This window comes from Ruegeria sp. YTSA144 (assembly GCF_059610125.1).
Map to the genome: position 1 here is coordinate 33,197 of NZ_JBXWNA010000004.1, position 21,158 is coordinate 54,354.

Sequence of the window (21,158 nt, forward strand, 5' to 3'; positions counted from 1 at the left end):
AGTATGAAGAAATTTGTGATGGCCGGTTTGGCCGGAACGTTGGCAGGCATTCTTGCAACAACGCAGATCGCAGGCCCCCTGTTGGCGCAAGAGGCCGTGAACAAGGCCAGCGTCTATGAACAGCTTGACCTGTTCGGTGACATTTTCGAGCGCATCCGCGCACAATATGTCGAAGAGGTCGAGCCTGAAGAACTGATCGAGGCTGCAATCGATGGCATGCTGACCTCTCTTGATCCGCATTCCAGTTATCTATCGCCCGATGATGCCGAACAGATGCGCGTGCAGACCCGGGGCGAGTTCGGTGGGCTGGGCATTGAGGTCACGCAGGAAGACGGTTTTGTCAAAGTCGTGTCTCCCATAGACGACACACCCGCTGACGAGGCCGGGATCGAAGCCGGCGATTTCATCACACATGTGGATGGCGAAAGCATTCTGGGCCTGACGCTGGACAAGGCGGTGGATCTGATGCGGGGTCCGGTCGGCTCCGAGATCGTCATTACCGTCGTGCGCGAAGGCGAGCCTGATCCCTTCGACGTCACCATTATCCGTGACACGATCAAGCTGACCGCCGTTCGTGCGCGCACCGAAGGCACGAGCGTCGTCCTGCGCGTAACGACCTTCAATGATCAGACCTTCCCCAACTTGCAGGAAGGGTTACGGGAACAGATCGAAGAAGCCGGTGGCATCGACAAGGTCAATGGTGTCGTACTGGACCTGCGCAACAACCCGGGCGGTCTGTTGACACAGGCCATCAAAGTTTCGGATGCGTTCCTGAACGAAGGTGAAATCGTATCGACCCGTGGACGGGACCCGGAAGAGGGTGAGCGGTTCAATGCCACCCCCGGCGATCTGGCGGAAGGCAAACCCATTGTCGTGCTGATCAATGGCGGTTCGGCTTCTGCGTCCGAAATCGTTGCCGGTGCCTTGCAGGATCATCGCCGCGCTATCGTCGTCGGCACCAAAAGCTTCGGCAAGGGGTCGGTTCAGACGGTGATGCCGCTGCGGGGCGATGGTGCGATGCGCCTGACCACGTCCCGGTATTACACCCCGTCAGGGCGGTCGATTCAGGCTCTGGGCGTCAGCCCTGATATCATCGTGGAACAACCCCGCCCGGCGCCTGAACCGGAAGAGGAAGAAACCAACGCCCGTTCACGTTCCGAGGCCGATCTGCGCGGCAGCCTCAACAATGACAGCCTGAGCGAAGACGAGATCCGCCAGATCGAAGAAGATCGCGCCAAGGCCCAGGCAACGGCAGAGCTGAGGGAAGAGGATTACCAGCTGGCCTATGCCATTGATATCCTGAAGGGGTTGTCGGCCTTCAACCCCAACGGGCCGTCACAGTAAAACGCAAAGGGCTGCGCATGTCGCAGCCCTTTCGGACCGGTTTCAGCTTTCGATCCGGTGCAGTTTCTTTTCGTCGAGAAGCAGCGCCAGAACGAGACCGACCGAAACGGACAAGGCCGAAAAGACGAAAGCCATACTCATCCCGCTGTCAAACGCTGCCGACAATGCCCGATGAACCGTCTCTGCCTCGCCGGGTGACAACCGGCTGATTACCGCATGGGCGGACGGCGTTTCAAGTGTTCCGCCGTTGATCGTGCGAAGCTCTGCTTCGGTCAACTTGATGCCCGAAGCGGCCACATACTGGCGAAGCTCAGACAGGCTGACGACGTACATAATGGCCGTGGCACAGGCGACAGAGATTGCGCCGTAAACCAGGTGGGTCATGAAGCTCAGGCCGCCAACCAGCCCAGCCCGTTCCGGCTTCACGGCACACATTGCAGCCGTGCCGGACGGCCCAACCGTCAAAGTTGCGCCCAGTCCGATCATCGCCATGCCGGGCAGGATACGATAGTACCCCAGATCGCTGGGCATCACCACAATCGTCGCGGCCCCAATCGTGGCAATCAGATACCCCCAGAACAGCAACCGCTTGGGGCCGAAATCATTGTAAAGCGTGCCTGAAACAATTGATCCCACGGCAAGCAACACGGTTAGCGGCGCCAAACCCAGTGCAGATTCAAACGTCGACCAGCCCAGCACCTTTTGCATGTATTGCGGGAAATACAGCAGTCCCACAAAAGCCGCAGACACGTTGAACATGTTCAGGCCAAGGGTGATGCGAAACTCGCGGTTTTGCATCATCTGCGGCAAAAGCAGCGGCTCTGTCACGCGTTTTTCGACTTTGGGGAACAGAATGAAAAGCGCAGCGCTGATGAAAAACAGCATCACCAACGGAACGGACGTCCATCCCCAATCTGCGCCCACATCCAGACCGTAAAGCAGAGCTAATACGGCAAAGGACAAAACACCCATTCCGGCGAGGTCGAGATGCTCACCCTTTTTGTGGTGGGTTTCCCGTTCCATCAGGATCAGCGCGGTGGCCATCGAAATGCAGGAAAAGACCACATTGGCGAGGAAGAAATACCGCCACTCCCCCAGGCTCACAGCCAAGCCGCTGATCATCGGGCCAAACACGTTGCCGGTCGTCACACCCGCCAGAATAAGCCCCATCACCAGGGCCCGATGTTCTGGTTTTGATACTTTGGTTGCCCCGAAGGCCAGCGTGCAGGGCCACACAAAACCCGCGCCGATGCCTTGCAGCGCACGCGCAATGACAAGAAAATCAAGACTGGGCGAAACAAAGCACATGACCGAGGAAAACAGAAAGATCGACAGGCCAAAAAGCATCATCCTGCGGTGGCCGTACATGTCGCCAAGCCGTCCGCCTGCGACCATGGTCATGGCGAAAAACAAGGCATAGATGTTCAGAACCCATTGGGTGCTGGTGATATCGGCGTCAAAGCTGTTTTCGATCGCAGGCACAAGCATCAGGGCACCGGTAAAATCGATGCCGATGCCAAACCCTGTCACCATCAACGCGATGACTTTGACTATGCTCCTGCGATCCATGACAAGGCGCGATCCGCTCTGAAAACGCTGATGATGCACGAATCTGGCAAGATTGACAGGAAAACCGGCCGGAACGGATCAGGGGTCGTCTCGGCAGATCCGGCGGAAAGCGCGTTTCAGCATATCCAGCTCAGCCCGCAGCAAATCAATTTCGGCCCTGAGATCATCTGCGGCGGGCTCACCGGCAATCACGGTGAAGCTTCCCAGTTTCTCGGTCGTGGTTGCATCTGCAACGACGAACGTGTGGACGCCTTCGGATAGGGCGGCAACAGGCACCTGAATGCGCAAGTCCCATCCGTCTTCTGCGGGCGACAGGTCAACATCGCTCAGGGTTTCGCCCTGATAGCTTACCTCGGGGTTTGGCGTATTGCTGGCTTGAATGTGGCCTTGCCAGATTCCGTTTTCGAAACGGATGAAGGTTAGCTTGGTCTGCGTCATGACTGATCTTCTCACAAATCGGCGCGATGAAAACGGCAAAACGTAAGATCCCGGACCACCATGCGATTCATTTCGGGCGCCTCAAAAATCAGATCCAGCCAGATTTTTTCGATCCTGCGCTCATTCAGGGGAAGGTGCGCAAGATCAAAATCCACGGCTTTTGACACCTCGCCGGGATCAAGGCTTCGCAACACCTGTTCCATATTGGGCCCGTGCTGAATGTTGAGGCGCGCGAACACGCCCAATGGCTTTTCACACTCGATCAGGGTTTCCACCCTCACAAGGTGCTCGCGCGTTAGGTGAATTGCAGCGTCCTCAGGCAATTCGACCGAAACGGACAGAAAGGATCCCCCAAAGCTAAAAACCTCGACCACGAGACTGAACGGAGCCAGATCTCTGTCCCCTCTGTTTCGGATTTGCCGCACGGCAATTTCGGAAAGCGGGCAATCGTGGAACAGGCTGACCTGACGGTCCAGAACGGTCTTTCGCGGCGCCGAAGCCACACCCGGTTGCGTCAGGGGTCCGCGCCATAGGTCGGGTCGGCAGCTCCAGTCTGTTCCGACGGGTTTGGGAAATTGCGTGGACCCAATCGTTGGCCGGATCAGGCGGCTGTCCGCCTGCTGAATCAAATGATCAAGATGCCTGCGCAAACCGCGGGCCTGATCCCGTTGCAAACGCAAATCCGCCTGGCTGGCATACGGCGCCTGATGCGCGGCCCGGCGCCAGCGCCTCAGAATCTTGCGATGAAAATAGCGATCCAGAATCCTGCCCATGGCCACGTCGTCCGATAATGTTCGGCCTTAGTCAAGAACAACGGCATGAACAAAACCGCAATAACTGAATTGCTGTCGAAGCTTTGTGTTTTCCTGTTGGGGTCTGCCCGCAATCTGGTTAGGTGCAACATGCTGAAACTGACCCGGTCTATTCTTGCAATGTACCGGGTCAGTGCTTACCGTTTGGCTCCTGCAAAGTGGGTCACCCCAAGAACAGCCACACAACAGTTTAGCGCATGACAAGGCCAGGTTATGGAGTCCACTTTATTTGCCTTCATTTGGAAATATTCGAAGAAACAGCAACTTGTTCTTCTACTGCTCACGGTCCTGTCGTTCCCGTTTCTTTACGCTTCGCTGGAATTGCCCAAACAAATCATCAACGACGCAATCGGCGCGCCGGGTGACACGGTAACCATCTGGAACTTCACCGTGACGCAGGTTCAGTATCTGATGATACTGTGCGTTGCATTCCTGGCGACGGTGATCGTGAGCGGTGTCATGAAGATGCGCATCAACACGATGAAGGGTGTCCTTGCAGAGCGCATGCTGCGGCGCTTGCGCTACACGTTGATTCAACGGTCGATGCGGTTTCCGAAATCCTATTTTGCGACAACCAGCCAGGGTGAGCTGGTATCGATGATCACGTCCGAGGCCGAACCGATGGGTGGCCTGATGGGGGATGCCATCGCGCAGCCGGTTTTCCAGTTCGGCCAGATGATGACGATCGTCACCTTCCTGTTCATGCAAAGCGTTTGGTTCGGACTAGCCAGTATCGCGCTGATCCCGCTTCAGGCCTGGCTGATCCCCAAGCTTCAGCGGCAAATCAACCTTCTGAACAAGGACCGCATTCAGGAAGTTCGACGTCTGAGCTCGGAGATCGGCGAAACTGCGGCGGGTATCAGCGATCTGCGTACCAACGGAGGATGGCGCTATCGCCTTGCGCAATTCAGCCATCGGCTGGGGAAACTGTTCGAGATCCGTTTCAAGATCTACAACAAAAAATTCTTCATGAAGTTCCTCAACAACCTGATAACTCAGATGACACCTTTCCTGTTTTATTCAGTGGGTGGATATCTGGCGATTACCGGTGAAGTGACCGTCGGTGCGCTGGTTGCCGCGTTGGGCGCCTACAAGGATCTGAGCGGCCCGTGGAAGGATTTGCTGACCTATTACAACCAGGTCCAGGACATGTCTTTGCGGTGGGAAATCGTCACCGAGAAGTTTGCGCCGGACAACATGATACCGGAAGAACTGTTCGAGGGTGAACCTGAAACCATCCCGCGACTGACTGGCGACATCGAGCTGCGAAACGTGACGGTTCGCGACAGCGATGGTAAAACCGTTCTCGAAGATCTTGATCTGACCATTCCGCGTGGCGCGCGCGTCGCAATTCAGTCTGGACAGGCGTCGGAACGCAGTGCGTTGGGACAGCTTCTGACACGTGAGGTATTGCCGGCTCAGGGTGAGGTGATCATAGCCGGGCATGATCTGCGGGGTCTGCATCAGGCCGTCATCGCGGCCCGGATCGGCTATGCCTATTCGCGCCCCTACCTGTTCGACGGGACGTTGGGCGACAACCTCTTGATGCCTTTGCGCACGCATCCGCGACATCAAGCAGATACGCTCAGGGCCCCGACGCGGTGGCAGATCGAAGCTGTTCGCGCAGGCAATTCACCGGATTCTCTGGACGATGAATGGATTGATCCCGGCCTCGCCGGTCTTGACGATATCGACGACATACGTGACTGGTGGTTCCAGCTGGTGGAAGCGATGGGCATCGACGAGTTCATGTTCCGCCGCACATTGCGTACGCAGTTCGACCCGGAGATTCACCCGGTTCTGGCACAGGAAGTTGTCAATCTACGAGGGACCATCGCCAAGCGCCTGGCTGAAAAGGGGCTTGATCGCTATGTGTACCGGTTTGACCCTGATCGGTTCAACCCGGCAGTTCCGCTGGGTGGCAACCTGTTGTTCGCCGCACCATCCAGGGACATTTCTCCGGATATACTGGCGGGTGACGAACGGTTCGTTCAGATGCTCAGCGCCCATGATCTGGCGGACGACGTGATCAGCATCTCTCAGGCTGTCATGGACACGCTCAGCAAGACCTTCGGGCGGGACGGGGCGGATCACCCGCTTTTCCTGAAGCTTGGCATGTCCAAAGACATGTATCACAAATTGCTGGATATCGAAGAACGGCGCAAATCCAAAGGCGATACGGCAGTGAGTGACCAGGAGCGTGCCTTGCTATTGACGGTACCGTTCCTGTTGACGGCCGAGCAGATCGGCCCAAACTTCCCGGAAGAATACAAGGAAAAGATTCTTGCCATCCGCAAAAGCCAGGCCAAGCGGCTGCGGGATGCGATGGGCGGCATGTTCATGTCAGTTGCGCCGGACATTTATGTGCCGCGCCTGACCGTGATGGAAAACGCGATCTACGGCCGGGTGTCGTTGATGGCCGGTGCACACGCGGACGAAATAGAAGACGTTGTGGCCGAAGCCATGAACGAAGCCGGCCTGCGACGCCGTGCAGCTGCCATCATCTACGATCTGCCAACAGGCCTGGGCGGGAACAATCTGCCGACCGTCTTTCAGGAGCGTGCCGCGTTCTCACGCGCGGGGATCAAACGGCCTGACGTCCTGATTCTGGACAGGGCCCTGGCAAGTCATGATTCCGAAAGCCGGTTGCGCACCCGCCTGAAACTGCGGGAATTGTTGCCGGATTCCATCATGATCTTTATGGAAGATCACTTTGCACATCCCGAAGCGTATGATCTGTTTGTGGAAATCAAGGATGGTCGTATCGACGGTGTGTCTCGATCCAAATCCACGCCAGAAGACAGCACGTCTGACGATCTGAGCCGCAAGCTCGAGATCATTTCCGCGACCGAGTTGTTTTCCGGTGTGGATGGCCGCAACCAGCGGCTGCTTGCTTTCTCAGCGCAATGGTACGAAGCAGCAGCGGGGCAAGTCATCTTCTCGCGTGGTCAGGCGCCCGACGCGGCGTATCTGTGCGTCTCGGGGCAGGCCAGGCTGGACTGGCCCACGGATGATGGACAAAAACGCCCGATCTCGATCATCGAGCCCGGGCGACTGATCGGTGATCTCTCGATCATCACGGGAGAGCCCAGACAACTGGATCTGGTCGCCACCGAAGATTGCAGTTTCCTGCGTATCGGTGCCGAGGAACTGCGTGCGGTGGTCGAAAGCGATGCTTCGGTTGCGACGCAATTGCTACAGACTGTTGCGGGGTATCTGACTACGTTGTCCACAAGAATCAATGCGGCGCAGAACCCCGAGGAACTGCTCCCGACCATTACGGATCAGGCGATTCAGGAAAGCACGGGTGAAAATGCCTAAAGCATATTCCGCTCATGACCATCTGGTCGAAACCGCACGCGGCAAACCGGAAATCTGGCGCCTGTTGCTGGGGCTCTTGCTGGTTGCCGTGCTGGTCAGCGTTCTGAACATGGTGTTTTTTACCGTGGTTGCCGGGATGGGCCCGGAAAGCTGGGCGCAGACGCTTCTGATGGGCGGTTCACCCCTCGCGCTGCTGTTGCTGTTGGCCAGCTTCGGTTTCATCATTCTGGGCGTGGCCGTCGCCGCGCGGCAGGTTCAGCACAGGTCATTGGTGTCCATCGTGGGCGGGTACCGATTGGCCGCGGGTCAATTCCTGAAAGTGTTGAAAGCATTGCTTATTTTGGGCGTTGTCGGGTTCCTGCTACCGCCTTACGGCTTTGGCGGATCTCTGTCGCAGAACCTGCCATTGTCGACCTGGCTTCTTCTGTTGCCGGTCTCGGCCTTGGTTGTTCTGGTGCAGACCAGCGCCGAAGAACTGTTGTTCCGAGGATATATTCAGCAAACCCTGGCAGCCAGATTCCAATCCCCTGTCATCTGGATGGGGGTGCCCTCCATCCTGTTTGCAATCGGACATTACACGCCCGACATGGCTGGCGACAACGCGCTGCTGATTGCGCTATGGGCTTGCGTTTTCGGTGTGCTGACGTCGGACCTGACGGCACGGGCCGGAACATTGGGGCCAGCTATCGCCTTGCATTTTTTCAACAACATCATTGCGTTGCTGTTCATCTCGTTGCCTGACAACCTGAACGGGCTGGCCCTGTTCACCCTTCCGTTCGATGCATCTGATGCCGAACAGCTTCGTCCCTGGCTTCTGGTGGACCTTGCGGTGATGTTCGTTTGCTGGCTGGCCGCGCGACTTGCGCTCAGGCGTTGATTGCAATTCCTTCCGTGGCGTCCTATTTGACGTCAACACCGCACAAGCCAAGGTTCCGACATGAACTGGATCACAAACTACGTCCGCCCCCGGATAAACTCGATCTTCTCACGCCGCGAAGTGCCTGAAAACCTCTGGCACAAATGCGACGAATGCGGAACGATGCTGTTCCATCGCGAGCTGGCGGAAAACCAGAATGTCTGCACACAGTGCGACCACCACATGGCGATCACGCCGCGTGAGCGGTTCAAGCACTTGTTTGACGGCGGGATCTTTACGGAACTTGAGGTGCCTGCGCCAAAAGACGACCCGTTGCAATTCCGCGATCAGAAGAAATACCCCGACCGCATGAAGGCAGCGCAGAAGAAGACCGGCGAAAAGGAAGCCATGCTGGTCGCCTTGGGTGAAATCGGCCGCACCCCAATCGTGGCCGCCGCGCAGGACTTTTCGTTCATGGGCGGATCAATGGGGATGTATGTCGGCAACGCGATCATCGCTGCCGCGCAGGAAGCGGTAAAACTCAAGCGTCCTTTGATCCTTTTCTCGGCAGCCGGTGGCGCCCGTATGCAGGAAGGTATCCTCAGCCTGATGCAGATGCCGCGCACCACTGTGGCAGTCGAGATGCTGAAGGAAGCCAACCTGCCATATATCGTTGTTCTGACTCATCCGACGACTGGCGGGGTCACTGCATCTTATGCGATGCTGGGCGATGTCCATATCTCGGAACCCAATGCGCTGATCTGCTTTGCCGGACCTCGCGTGATCGAGCAGACGATTCGCGAAAAACTGCCCGAAGGCTTTCAGCGTGCCGAATACCTGCTGGATCACGGTATGCTGGACCGTGTCACCAAACGTACCGAAATGCGCGACGAGTTGATCACCATCACGCGGATGCTGATGAATCTGCCGCCGGCGATCATGGGCGATCTGCCTGCACCGGAGCCAACCGACGCAACAGACCCCCCCGCCGAAGAGACAGATCAGAAATGACGGCCAAGACGTCCGACGCCATCCTCGACCGGATGATGGCGCTGCACCCCAAGATCATTGATCTGACCTTGGACCGTGTCTGGCGTTTGCTGGCTGCACTGGACAATCCTCAGCTGAAACTGCCGCCGGTCATCCATATTGCCGGGACCAACGGCAAGGGCTCGACTCAGGCGATGATCAGAGCGGGGCTTGAGGGGGCAGGGCGCTCGGTACACGCCTATACCTCGCCGCATCTGGCCCGTTTTCATGAACGTATTCGATTGGCCGGAGAGCTGATCTCGGAGCCAGAACTGACGGCGGTTCTGGATGAATGCTACGCTGCCAATGGCGGCGAAAACATCACCTATTTCGAGATCACCACATGCGCCGCCCTGTTGGCCTTTGCCCGTGCCAAGGCAGATTACACTCTGCTCGAGGTCGGGCTGGGCGGGCGTCTGGACGCCACAAATGTGATCGAAAACCCGGCCGTCACGGTTATTACCCCCGTATCCATCGATCATGAACAGTTCCTGGGTGGTACTTTGGGCAAGATCGCGGCGGAAAAAGCGGGCATCATCAAGCCCGGCGTTCCGTGCATTGTCGGCCCGCAACAGGACGAAGCGCTTGAGGTCATCGAATACACGGCCGCCCGATTGGGTGCGCCTTTGTTGGTTCATGGTCAGCACTGGCACGTGCAGGAAGAAAACGGACGTCTGATCTATCAGGACGAAACCGGTTTGCGGGATGTGCCTCTGCCCAACCTTCTGGGCGCGCATCAGATTCAGAATGCGGGCGCAGCGTTGGCGGTTCTGCGCCATCTGAACATGGGCGACGACGCGTACGAAGCTGCCGTGACCAAGGCCGAATGGCCGGCGCGCATGCAGCGTCTGAAATCCGGCCCGCTCGTAGATCAGGCCCCGCAGGCCGAGATTTGGCTGGACGGTGGTCATAACGCCGCCGCAGGTGTCGCGTTGGCGGATGTGTTGGCGAATCTGCCGCCAAAACCGACGCACATGATCTGCGGCATGCTCAACACCAAGGATGTGACCGGGTATCTCGCACCTCTGGCAGAGAAGGCGACAAGTCTGACAGCCGTGTCCATTCCGGGCGAGACCGCAACGCTCAGCGCGGAAGAAACCGCTGCGGCTGCGGCCAGGGTCAACCTGCCCGCATCCACCGCTGACAGCGTAGCGGACGCATTGAAAGTGATCACGGACAATGACCCGCAGGCGCGTGTTCTGATCTGCGGCTCGCTCTATCTGGCCGGAAAAATTCTGCAAGAAAACGCGTAGGCCCGTTCCAGCCTCATGATCTGGCTGACACGGTCTTGGATGGGGCGGGCGATACGGGCGGATCAGCGCCCCTGTCGCCCCCAATCCTGATCCTGCATTTCCCGCAGGCGCGATGCCGTGCGTTCAAATTCGAAGGTTCCTTCACCTTCGACATACAGCATCTCTGGTTCGGCCGCAGCCGAACAGATCAAACGCACCCTGGCTTCGTAAAGTGCATCGATCAGGGTGACAAAACGCTTGGCTTCGTTGAAATTGTTCCGAGACAGGCGCGGGATGTCCTCAAGCACCAGCACCTTCACTTCTTCCGCAATCGCCAGATAATCGCCCGGTCCCAACATGCGGCCACACAGATCATAGAAGGAAGCCCGCGCCACCCCGTTGCGAAAGGCGGGCAATTCAACGGCCCGACCTTTGACGTGCAACACAAGCGGATCAGCGGGCCCACCGGCAAGATCTGTCCAGACCTGCCGGATTTTTTGCCGGGCTTCTGGGCCAATCGGAGTGAAATAGACCGGGGCACCCTCCAACCGGTTCTGCCGATAGTCCGTGGGCGACACCAACTCCCACACCTGCAACTGCTCTTTGATATGCGCGATGAACGGCAGAAACAGCTGCCGGTTCAGCCCATCCTTGTACAGATCGTCGGGATGCCTGTTCGACGTGGTAACCACGACCACGCCGCCCTCGTGCAACAAGTCAAACAGCCGCCCGACGATCATCGCGTCCGTAATGTCGGTGATCTGCATTTCGTCAAATGCGAGCAAGCGAACTGAGTTGACCACCTCCTTCGCCACCGGTGCCAGGGCATCCTCGACATTCTGTTGCCGGGCCTTGTGCATTCCAGCATGGATTTCCTGCATAAAGGCATGAAAATGCACACGCCGTGCCGGGATATTGCCCAGCGTATCGACGAACATGTCCATCAGCATCGATTTTCCACGCCCGACACCGCCCCATAGGTACAATCCTTTGGGGGGCGGAGGCGCCTTGCGGAAGAGCCCGCGTTTGACCGGCTTGGACAGTGCCGCCCGGATACGTTCGAATTGGGGCAGAACGGCCTCTTGCGCGTCGTCGCGTGTCAGGGTTCCGTCCGCGATGCGGGCCTCGTAAAGCGAAATAAGATCCGTCATGAATCCGAGCCTTACCCGTCACCTCGCCCGTTGAAAAGAAGCCATTTTTGGCGACACATCAATTTTGTTTATCCGTGTCCGCAAATCTGCTGAATTGACGGTGACACCAAAAGTAATACGGTCCTCCGGACGTAACGCCTGAGGTCCCATGTCCCAATCCGTCCGCTTGTTGAATCCGATTCTGATTGTCGGATGTATCATCATCACGGTCAGCTTCGCCGTGCGCGCTTCGTTCGGCGTATTCCAGATTCCGATAGCGGATGAGTTCGGCTGGCTGCGGACCGATTTTTCAATGGCGATTGCAGTTCAGAACCTGGCCTGGGGCATCGGGCAGCCGATCTTTGCTGCGATTGCCGAAAAGGTGGGCGATCGCCGAGCCATCATTCTTGGCGCTCTCACCTACGCGGCTGGCATGGTGCTGACGGCGTGGTCCGTTACGCCGTTCGAGCATCAGATATACGCTTGGCTGGTGGGTTTCGGCATCGCCGGAACCGGGTTTGGTGTGGTTCTGGCGGTTGTCGGTCGCGCGTCTACCGACGAAAACCGGTCCATGTCGCTGGCCATCGTTACCGCCGCGGGCAGCTTTGGGCAGGTTCTGGGGGCGCCAACCGCGGAATGGCTGCTGTCATTCCTGCCATGGCAGCACGTCTTTGTCGTGTTCGCCGTGGCGATTCTTGCGCTTGTGCTGACCTTGCCCTTCATGCGCGCACCACAGCCCGCCTCGAAGTCTGAGCTGGAAGAAAGCATGAGCGAGATACTGGGCAAGGCGTTCCGCGACCCTTCCTACGCGCTGATATTCCTGGGATTTTTCAGCTGCGGATACCAACTGGGCTTCATCACCGCGCATTTCCCGGCATTCGTGACCGAGATGTGCGGGCCAATCCAGCCCGGAGGCGTACTGCACGCCATCGGGATCACCTCCACATCGGCCCTGGGTGCCGTGTCGATTTCATTGATCGGTCTGGCCAATATCGGCGGTACGCTACTGGCGGGCTGGGCCGGCAACCACTTTCCGAAAAAATATCTTCTGGCCGCAGTCTATACGGGCCGGACGATTGCCGCGGCTTTGTTCATCGTGTTCCCGATCACACCGCTTACGGTCATCGTGTTCTCGCTGGTGATGGGATCGCTTTGGCTGGCCACCGTGCCGCTGACTTCGGGTCTCGTCGCGCAGCTTTACGGTTTGCGCTATATGGGAACGCTCTATGGTTTTATCTTCCTGAGCCACCAGATCGGCAGCTTTCTGGGTGTCTGGCTTGGCGGGCGCATGTATGACCAGTATGGCGACTACAACATGGTTTGGTGGATCGGGGTCGCGATCGGTGCCTTCAGCGCGATAGTACACCTGCCGATCCGCGAGAACCGAACAGCGGTTCCTGCCTGAGGCACAACGATACGCCACAGGCCGGGAACCAATCGGGTAAAGGCGTTACCGAAGTTCGGCTTCGGTGTTGCCGCCATCCACCGTCACGACATGACCGGTGGTGCGTTCCATCAGCGCCAGCGCAACAAAGGCATGCGCGACATGCTTTGCCTCGACTTCGCGGCCTAGCAGGTTGCCTGACATATAGGTCTCCTCGGAAACGCCACGTGCGGCAGCGCGTTCCTGAATGAACCCATCCGTCAGCAGGCCAGATCGAATTCGATCTGCATTCACCCCGTTCACACGGATTCCGTATTCGGCCAATTCAAGTGTCAACTGGCGCAACAGGAACAGGGTGGCGGCTTTTGGCGTGCCATAGGCCCCCATGTTCCAGCCCGGGTTGATCGCCTGTTTCGAGATATTGAACAGGATCTGACCGCCGCGGCCCTGAGCTTGCATCACTCGGGCAGCCTGTGTCGCAAACGCCTTGTGCGCGAAGAAATTCAGTTCAAAAGCCGCACGGAATTCCTCGTCGCCAAGATCCAGCAACGCGCCCGAAGTCGCGGCCCCGGCATTCGATACCATTACATCGATCCCGCCAAACCGGTGTATCGCCGCCGCAATCGCGGCATCTGCGGCGCCTTTCTCGGTGACGTCGCAGGCATATGACGAATGCCACGTGCCAAGGGTCGATTTGGCATCTGCCAACGCCCGTTCATCCCGATCCACCAGAACGACATTTGCACCGGCATCAGCAAAGGCCTTGGCGGTCGCCAGACCTATCGCCCCAGCACCGCCGGTCACCATCACGATCTTACCCTGAAGCGGAGGCGCTGAGCTTTTGCCCAGCTTCGCCTGTTCCAAGGACCAGTATTCACAATCAAAGCGATCTTTTTCATTGATGGGGAAAAAACCGCCGGCATCTTCGCCCACCGTTCGCACCCGCAGGTTTTGTTCCGCAAGATCCGCCGCTGCCGAGGCAGCCTTCGCGTTCGGGCCCATTCCCAGGATCCCCACACCCTCGATCCAGGCATGCTTGGGGTCTTGGGGCAACAGTTTCTTGGGTTCGTCGGCCTGCGGCGCCTGCCGTTCAAAGTATTCCCGATAGTCTTTGGCAAACTCTTCGACCTTTGCCTTGATCCGTGACCGTCCCCCGGATAGGTCCGGCGCCCGCAAAACAAGCGGGCAGCCTTTTGTCCGCAACACGTGATCCGGCGACGCCATGCCCCGCTGGGCCAGTGTATCAATGTCCGGACGATCAAAAAACCGCATCACTTCCGGCCCGTTGCGAAGGTCAAAAACCGGCATCGGGTCATCCCGTTGAGCCGCCACTTCGGCGATGACCCCGCGCAGGATCGGCAATACCTCAAGATTCTCAGCCGGATCGCGACGGCCAATTGTCGTCAGGTCCTTCATTCCGAAATAGGCAGCAACCTCGTTGGTATGCGCCACGATCCGGTCATAGCTTTCCTGCGCCGTCGCGCCGAACGTAAAATGCCCGTGCTGAAGCAGCAGAAGCCCTTCGACATTCGGGTTTTCGTCAAATACCTCGGCCGCCTTTTTGGCCAGCCCGAAGCCAGGCATGATATAGGACACAATGCCCAATCGGTCGCCAAAAATCTCGCGGCAGACATCCTTGGCATTTGGCAGATTGGCGAGCACCAGAAAGGGTGTCGCGTGCGTGTGATCCACATATTTATGCGGCAGAAATGCATGCAACAGTGTTTCCACAGAGGGGTTCGGTGAACCCGAGTCCAACAGATTGGCGCGCTGAACATTGACCATCTGCGCGTCTGACAGATGGTCCAATGCGCGCAGTTTCATCAAAGGATCAAGCCACACACCTGGCAGGCCCGGCGCCTCGATGCTGTCCAGATCCCACCCAGATCCCTTGACATGCAGAACGCGCTGCGGATCGCCGAACAGATCAGGGCGTTCCAGCTTGACCGACGTGTTGCCTCCTCCGTGCATCAGGAGGTCCGGGTTCTGACCGATCAGCCGCGAGGTATAGACACGTTCGCCCAGCTCCTGATCTGCGGGATCTGTTCCGGCCCGATCCCGCCATTTCCGTGCCTCGTCGGCCCTGTACCAGTTTTCAATCATCATTCATTCTCAGCAAGTTAAGCGGGTGCATGATCCGCGTGGGCGATTGCACAATTCAGGACTGTGCTAAACAAAGTGTTAACCAGCCCGTTCGGGAAACAACCGGGCAAGCCCGTCGGCAGAAGCCTCGCTGACTCCGCGCTCGGTGATAAGCCCCGTCACCAGCCGGTTTGGGGTGACATCAAAGGCAGGATTGCCACCTTCCGTGCCATCCGGCGTCACGCGTACATCCGAGATACTCCCCTGCCCATCAACCCCCATGACATGGGTGACTTCCCTGGCATCACGTTCCTCGATCGGGATTTCAGCCACACCGTCGCGAACGGTCCAGTCAATCGTGGGTGAGGGCAGGGCGACATAAAATGGCACACCGTTGTCCCGCGCAGCCAAAGCTTTCAGATAAGTCCCGATCTTGTTGCAAACATCACCTTGGGCCGTGGTTCGGTCCGTGCCCGTAATCACCAAATCAACCAGGCCGTGCTGCATCAAATGACCGCCGGCATTGTCCACGATGTAACGGTGGGGAATGCCATGTTCGCCCAATTCCCAGGATGTCAGCGCGCCCTGGTTGCGCGGTCTGGTTTCATCCACCCAGACGTGCAGGGGGATGCCCGCGTCATGCGCGTGATACATCGGGCTTGTGGCCGTGCCCCAATCCACAGTCGCCAGCCATCCCGCGTTGCAATGAGTCAACAACCGTACCGGCTCACCGGCGGGTTTTCGGGCGGCGATATCCTTGATCAGTTCCAACCCGTGGCGGCCGATTGCGGCGTTGATCTCGACATCTTCGTCTGCAATCTCCTGCGCCAGCGACCAGGCGCGCTCGGCACGATCACCCGGAGCAAGCGGCATCAGCGCTTCTCGGCATCTGTCCAATGCCCAGCGCAGGTTGATTGCCGTGGGTCGGGTTGCATGCAAAACGTCATACGCGGCGTCAAAGGAGGCTTCGGAGCTGTCCCGAGACATCTGCTCGGCAATTCCAAACGCAGCGGTCGCGCCAATCAAAGGTGCGCCCCTGACCCACATATCCCGTATCGCAGCTGCAAATTCATCAAGCGTTTTCAGGGTTACGACCCGAAAATCATGCGGCAACCACCTTTGGTCGATGATCCGGACCTCGCCTGCCGGTTTGTCCCACCAAATAGACCGATAATGGGTGCCTTGTACTTTCATAACGCAGTCTCCGTATTCGAAAAGCCTGATCGGAATTCAAGCACAGGGTGCGTTCTAATGAGGTACTTGTAAACGGGCGTTTCGGAATTCGGGTCAGTATTTGATCGGGCAAAAGGAATGATCATCCCTTTCTGGCAGCACGTATTTCCCGTTCCAGGGCGTCCAGAAACCGCGAGCGGTCGGCCTTGCCGAAGGGCCGCCCGCCGCCGCCGGTTCCCAACGGATTGGCCGCGCGCAGATCAGCCATCAAATCACGCATGGCCAGTTGCTGACCAATATTCGCCGCCGTGAAGGTTTCACCGTTCGGGCGCAGCACGCGCGCACCGGCTTCGACGCATTTTGCAGCCAAAGGGATATCGGACGTAATAACGACATCCCCCGCTCCACAACGTTCGGCAATCCATTTGTCGGCCTCATCGGCGCCTTCGGAAACGACAATGACCTGCACCAGCGGGTTGGCCGATGGTCGAAGCCCGCCATTGGACACCAGCGCCATCGGCACTTTGTGCCGGGTCGCGACCCGTTCGGCCTCGGCTTTTACAGGGCAGGCATCGCCATCGACATACAGCGTCGTCACGCCTTCTTCGCCTCTTTCCTTGCCGGTTCCGCTGGTTTCTTTTTGACCTTGAATTCCTCGGGTATGGGCATGCGGTTGAACGCATCCAGGCCCGCGATTTTATATGCTTCGGCAAGTGTCGGGTAGTTGAACGTGTTCTGAACGAAGTAGTCCACCGTACCTTTCAGGTTCAGCACGGCCTGCGCGATATGGATCAACTCCGTCGCGCCTTCACCAACGATCTGGACACCCAGCACCCTGCGGGTCTTGAGCGAAAACAGCATTTTCAACATGCCGTGTTCCAGCCCCATGATATGCCCGCGTGACGTCTCGCGGAATCGCGCGACACCGACCTCGTAGGGGATGTTGCGCTCCTGCAATTCTTCTTCCGACATTCCGCAGGTTGATATTTCGGGCACTGAATAGATGCCGTACGGATACCACGGGCTTTCCGGCAGCGTGGGCGTTTCAAGCGCGTGACAGGCAGCCACGCGCCCCTGTTGCAAAGAGGTCGATGCCAGCGACGGATGTCCGATCACATCGCCCGTGGCATAGATATGTGGCACAGCCGTTTGATAGGTCTTGCGGTCGACCTTGATCCGGTTGCGATGGTCCGTCTCCAGCCCGACGGCATCCAGATTGAGTTTGGACGTCGCTCCCATGCGTCCGGCCGCGAACAGAAGCATTTCAGCACGAACGTGGCGACCGTTGTCGAGGGTCACTTCCACATGCTCGCCGGCGTCTTCAATCTTCTCGACAGCCGAGCCCAAACGCAGGTCGACACCGTTTTCCCGAATCTGATGCGTAAAGTCGTGGATCAACCGGCTGTCGATGAAATCCAGAAACGTGTCGCGGGGTTCAATCAGCGTGACGCGCACGTCCAGGGCTGAAAACATCGTGGCATATTCCACACCAATGACCCCGGCACCGATGACAACCAGCGAGCGCGGAATCTCTGCCATTTCCAGAAATTCGTCACCATCCACCACCGTCTTACCGTTGAACGGAACATAATCCGGGCGATAGGTTTTCGTGCCTGTCGCAATCAGGAACTTCGCGGCCGTCACGCGCGTTGTTTCTCCGGCATCGGTTGCGACTTCTACTTCGTGCGGTCCGACAAACCTGGCCAGACCGTCCAGAGTTTCGACGTGGTTCCGGTTGAACTGATGCTCCAACACGTCGACCTCGTGGTCGAGGGTCATATGCAGGCGGGCCTTCAGATCCTCTGCCCGGATCTGATCCTTTACCCGGTAGGAACGCCCGTAAAAGCTGCGTTCGCGCCAGCCCGACAGGTTCAGCACCGTTTCGCGCAGGGTCTTGGACGGAATTGTACCGGTATGGACAGAGACGCCACCAAAACGGTCCTTGCGGTCGATGACCAGCACGCGCCGTTTCAGTTTGCCTGCCTGAATCGCCGCAGAACGCCCAGAAGGCCCTGACCCTATGATGATCAGGTCATAATCGTAATTGCTCATCCCTCAGTCTCCGTACAGGGCCTCGGCATGGAAGATGACGTGATCTTCCATAAACGTGGACACAAAGAAGTACGAATGATCGTAACCCGGCTGGAAGCGATACGTCGCTTGCTGGCGGCGTTCGGCAATGGCTTGCGCCAACGCTTCGGGGCGCAAAAGATCCATGAACTGATCGTTTGCACCGGTGTCGATCAGGATAGGACCGTCGAAACCGGTTTTCTTCATCAACAAAGACGCATCGTGTTTTTCCCAAAGCGCTTCGTCGTCACCGAGATAGGCGCTCAGCTGTTTGCGGCCCCAATCCGCTCCGGTCGGGTTCGAGATCGGCGCAAAGGCTGACACCGAACGGAAGCGTCCCGGCAGGTTCATGGCAAGTGTCAGGGCACCGTGACCCCCCATGGAATGGCCCGTAATGGCCTGACGTTCGCTGTCGATGGCGAAGTTTTCGAACAGCAGGGCGGGCAGCTCTTCGGCAACATAGTCCCACATCCGGAAATGAGGCGCCCAAGGTTTCTGTGTCGCGTTCACATAGAATCCCGCGCCCTGACCCAGATCGTAATCCTCATGATCCGCGACACCTTCACCACGCGGTGACGTATCCGGAAACACCACCGCAATTCCCTGTTCCGCGGCCCACGCCTGAGCCCCGGCTTTGGTCATTGCGTTTTCATGGGTGCAGGTCAATCCCGACAAATACCAAAGAACCGGGACCGGGCCGTCCTTGGCCTCGGCTGGAAGAAACAGGCCAAAAGTCATGTCACACTTGCACGACGAGGAGGCGTGGCGGTACACGCCCTGCACACCGCCGAAACAGGCATTTTCCGAAAGGGTTTCCATCAGGCACCGTCCTTATTTTCGAGTCGCAACATGGCTAACGATCCGCGGACCCGGCGTAAAGTCCATGCGCCTTCGGTGAGAGTATTTTTCGAAAAGGTGAAGGTCAGAAAGTGCCCGCCCAGGCGATCACCATCGGCACGGTGAGAATACTGACGATCGTGGATAGAAGGATTGCCGCCGACGCGCGATGCGGGGCAATGCCGTAATGCGCAGCCAGCATGTAAACATTGCCCGCAACAGGTAAAGCCGCGGCAGAGATGGCTACAGTTGCCGGAAAAGTTTCAATCGGTATCAGCCATAGCAGTGCGACCGCGACGCAGGCCGGATGGATCACCAATTTGCAGAAACTCAACCAAGCCGCGATCTGGACACGTTCAGCCGACTTGCCTGCCAATGATGCGCCAATGGCGAACAATGCTCCGGGAGTTGCGGCACCGCCGAGAATGGTCAGAAAATCGCCAAGAGGTTCAGGAACAGGTATTTTCAGCGAGGACCAGATGAGACCGGCCGAGATGGATACGATCATGGGATTCCGGACCAAACCCATTCCGATCAGCTTGAAGGTGGTCGGGGTCAATTTTCCGTCACGGCCGCCATTGATCAGGATCACGATCAAGGATGAAAAAACCACCAGATCGACGGTCAGGACCAGCATCACGGGCCCAATCGCAGCCTCGGAGAACAAAAGAGCAAGCATGGGCAGCCCCAGGAACCCGACATTGCCGATGGCCGCGCACTGAGCTTCGACCGCGGCGGTCGGGATGTCGAGCCCGCGCAGCCAGGCGATGGCCGATGCCAGAACGTATACGGTCACGGTTCCCAGCAGATATCCAAGGATGAGCCGGGCATTGAAAATCTCGGCAAAGGGAAGGGTGGCTGCAAAGCGAAACAGCATCGCTGAAAGCGCAAAGTAAAAGACGAACTTGGTCAGATAGGCCGTGGCTTCAGCCGTGAAGAACCGCGTGCGCCCCGCCCAAAAGCCCAGGCCGATGATCGCGAAAAACGGAAGGGTGCGCAGAAAGATTTCGACCATGGGCCAAGTCCTAGCACGGTTTGAACGCGCTGCAAGTACCCGGCATCAAAGCAAATGCATCGTCAGCTTCGCTGAAATATTCGAGAATCGTTGTATCTAAACCGAACGGTTTATAAACTGGCGCAGTTATCGATCGAGGAGACGACATGACCCAGACTGCCACCATCCTGCGCACCGGCCGGAAATTCGATCAGGTTCTGCGCGGGGCTCGAGAGGTTTTCATGGCGGATGGGTTTGAAGGTGCAAGTGTGGATGACATCGCTCGCGCAGCCGGTGTGTCAAAAGCAACGCTCTACAGTTACTTCCCTGATAAGCGCCTTTTGTTCATGGAAGTCGCCCAAACAGAATGCTGCCTGATGGCCGAGCGGGTCATCGCGATGATCGACGAAACCAAGCCGGCCCGCGAAGTGCTTCAGATCACGGCGACACAGCTGACCAGATTTCTTGTGTCAGATTTCGCGCAACAGGTTTTCAGGATCTGCGTTGCCGAACGCGACAGGTTCCCCGAACTTGGTCGCGCGTTCTATGAGGCGGGGCCACAAAATGGCCAGCGACAGATGGCCGAGTATCTGGAAAAAGCCGTGGCCAAGGGCGAATTGGCAATTGATGATGTACATATCGCTGCCGAGCAGTTTTCCGAACTGTGCAAAGTGCGGATCTGGACCCGGGCGGCTTTTGGCATTCAGAACACCTTCACCCAGGAAGAAATAGATCAGGTTGCTGCTCAGGCTGTCGACATGTTTCTTGCCCGCTACGGGGTCTGACCCACAAAAGTGATGGCCCGCGCCCGGAACAGGGGCGCAGACCACCGCTCACTCACCAAAACACTCGATACACAACAGTTTAAAGCTGTAAGTCTTGTAAAA

Annotated in this window: 17 protein-coding genes; 7 read left to right on the top strand and 10 right to left on the bottom strand. The window is 57.7% G+C overall.

The window, feature by feature from the left end; translation table 11 throughout:
* The first annotated feature begins 3 nt into the window (after positions 1–3).
* Positions 4–1,344, top strand: a complete 1,341-nt coding sequence (locus AC2FF8_RS10675; protein ID WP_170345285.1) for a S41 family peptidase — start codon at positions 4–6, stop codon at positions 1,342–1,344.
* Between the two features lie 42 nt (positions 1,345–1,386).
* On the opposite strand, the gene AC2FF8_RS10680 is transcribed toward AC2FF8_RS10675, so the two are convergent.
* The 3 genes from AC2FF8_RS10680 to AC2FF8_RS10690 all read right to left on the bottom strand — a co-directional run bounded on the left by AC2FF8_RS10680 (position 1,387) and on the right by AC2FF8_RS10690 (position 4,124).
* Positions 1,387–2,913 carry an MFS transporter gene (locus AC2FF8_RS10680; RefSeq protein WP_496879662.1) on the bottom strand — a complete coding sequence of 509 codons (1,527 nt, stop codon included), beginning with the start codon at positions 2,911–2,913 and terminating at the stop codon, positions 1,387–1,389.
* A gap of 78 nt (positions 2,914–2,991) precedes the next feature.
* Positions 2,992–3,351 (bottom strand): hypothetical protein, encoded by a 360-nt coding sequence (locus AC2FF8_RS10685; RefSeq protein WP_480684955.1) that lies wholly within the window; start codon positions 3,349–3,351, stop codon positions 2,992–2,994.
* An 11-nt stretch (positions 3,352–3,362) separates the two neighbouring features.
* A complete protein-coding gene (locus AC2FF8_RS10690) occupies positions 3,363–4,124 on the bottom strand; it encodes a DUF6478 family protein (RefSeq protein ID WP_496879663.1) in 762 nt (253 codons plus the stop codon).
* Between the two features lie 252 nt (positions 4,125–4,376).
* Here AC2FF8_RS10690 and AC2FF8_RS10695 point away from each other — a divergent pair, with 252 nt between their 5' ends.
* Genes AC2FF8_RS10695 through AC2FF8_RS10710 form a run of 4 tightly spaced genes read left to right on the top strand, consistent with a single transcriptional unit; the run spans position 4,377 to position 10,622 of the window.
* Positions 4,377–7,484, top strand: a complete 3,108-nt coding sequence (locus AC2FF8_RS10695; protein WP_496872423.1) for an ABC transporter transmembrane domain-containing protein — start codon at positions 4,377–4,379, stop codon at positions 7,482–7,484.
* Entirely contained in the window at positions 7,477–8,361 is an 885-nt protein-coding gene (locus AC2FF8_RS10700; protein WP_425079702.1) for a CPBP family intramembrane glutamic endopeptidase, read from the top strand. Before AC2FF8_RS10695 ends, AC2FF8_RS10700 begins: the two co-directional genes overlap by 8 nt.
* A gap of 60 nt (positions 8,362–8,421) precedes the next feature.
* The gene (gene accD / locus AC2FF8_RS10705; protein WP_170345291.1) at positions 8,422–9,351 is read left to right on the top strand and encodes an acetyl-CoA carboxylase, carboxyltransferase subunit beta; all 930 of its coding nucleotides are present in this window, start codon (positions 8,422–8,424) and stop codon (positions 9,349–9,351) included.
* Positions 9,348–10,622 carry a bifunctional folylpolyglutamate synthase/dihydrofolate synthase gene (locus AC2FF8_RS10710; protein WP_496879664.1) on the top strand — a complete coding sequence of 425 codons (1,275 nt, stop codon included), beginning with the start codon at positions 9,348–9,350 and terminating at the stop codon, positions 10,620–10,622. Before accD ends, AC2FF8_RS10710 begins: the two co-directional genes overlap by 4 nt.
* A 62-nt stretch (positions 10,623–10,684) precedes the next feature.
* Here the strand turns inward: AC2FF8_RS10710 and zapE are convergent, their stop codons facing one another.
* On the bottom strand, positions 10,685–11,752 hold the full coding sequence (zapE, locus tag AC2FF8_RS10715; RefSeq protein WP_425079669.1) for a cell division protein ZapE: 1,068 nt from the start codon (positions 11,750–11,752) through the stop codon (positions 10,685–10,687).
* Positions 11,753–11,900: 148 nt separating this feature from the next.
* Here zapE and AC2FF8_RS10720 point away from each other — a divergent pair, with 148 nt between their 5' ends.
* Positions 11,901–13,136 carry an MFS transporter gene (locus tag AC2FF8_RS10720; protein WP_496879665.1) on the top strand — a complete coding sequence of 412 codons (1,236 nt, stop codon included), beginning with the start codon at positions 11,901–11,903 and terminating at the stop codon, positions 13,134–13,136.
* Positions 13,137–13,181: 45 nt separating this feature from the next.
* On the opposite strand, the gene AC2FF8_RS10725 is transcribed toward AC2FF8_RS10720, so the two are convergent.
* The 6 genes from AC2FF8_RS10725 to AC2FF8_RS10750 all read right to left on the bottom strand — a co-directional run bounded on the left by AC2FF8_RS10725 (position 13,182) and on the right by AC2FF8_RS10750 (position 20,292).
* A complete protein-coding gene (locus AC2FF8_RS10725; RefSeq protein ID WP_496879666.1) occupies positions 13,182–15,221 on the bottom strand; it encodes a bifunctional aldolase/short-chain dehydrogenase in 2,040 nt (679 codons plus the stop codon).
* Positions 15,222–15,296: 75 nt separating this feature from the next.
* Entirely contained in the window at positions 15,297–16,391 is a 1,095-nt protein-coding gene (gene mtnA, locus AC2FF8_RS10730; protein WP_496879667.1) for an S-methyl-5-thioribose-1-phosphate isomerase, read from the bottom strand.
* 121 nt (positions 16,392–16,512) lie between these two features.
* Complete coding sequence (locus AC2FF8_RS10735; protein WP_425079665.1) at positions 16,513–16,968, bottom strand: YaiI/YqxD family protein; 456 nt, start codon at positions 16,966–16,968, stop codon at positions 16,513–16,515.
* Positions 16,965–18,422, bottom strand: coding sequence for a Si-specific NAD(P)(+) transhydrogenase (gene sthA / locus AC2FF8_RS10740; RefSeq protein ID WP_496872411.1), 1,458 nt, complete (start codon positions 18,420–18,422; stop codon positions 16,965–16,967). The genes AC2FF8_RS10735 and sthA overlap by 4 nt, the downstream gene beginning before the upstream one ends.
* Positions 18,423–18,425: 3 nt before the next feature.
* Positions 18,426–19,259 (bottom strand): S-formylglutathione hydrolase, encoded by an 834-nt coding sequence (gene fghA, locus AC2FF8_RS10745; RefSeq protein WP_496879668.1) that lies wholly within the window; start codon positions 19,257–19,259, stop codon positions 18,426–18,428.
* A 103-nt stretch (positions 19,260–19,362) separates the two neighbouring features.
* On the bottom strand, positions 19,363–20,292 hold the full coding sequence (locus AC2FF8_RS10750) for an AEC family transporter (protein ID WP_170345299.1): 930 nt from the start codon (positions 20,290–20,292) through the stop codon (positions 19,363–19,365).
* A gap of 146 nt (positions 20,293–20,438) precedes the next feature.
* On the opposite strand from AC2FF8_RS10750, the gene AC2FF8_RS10755 reads away from it, so the two are divergent.
* Positions 20,439–21,056 carry a TetR/AcrR family transcriptional regulator gene (locus tag AC2FF8_RS10755; protein ID WP_496879669.1) on the top strand — a complete coding sequence of 206 codons (618 nt, stop codon included), beginning with the start codon at positions 20,439–20,441 and terminating at the stop codon, positions 21,054–21,056.
* The last annotated feature ends 102 nt before the right edge of the window (positions 21,057–21,158 follow it).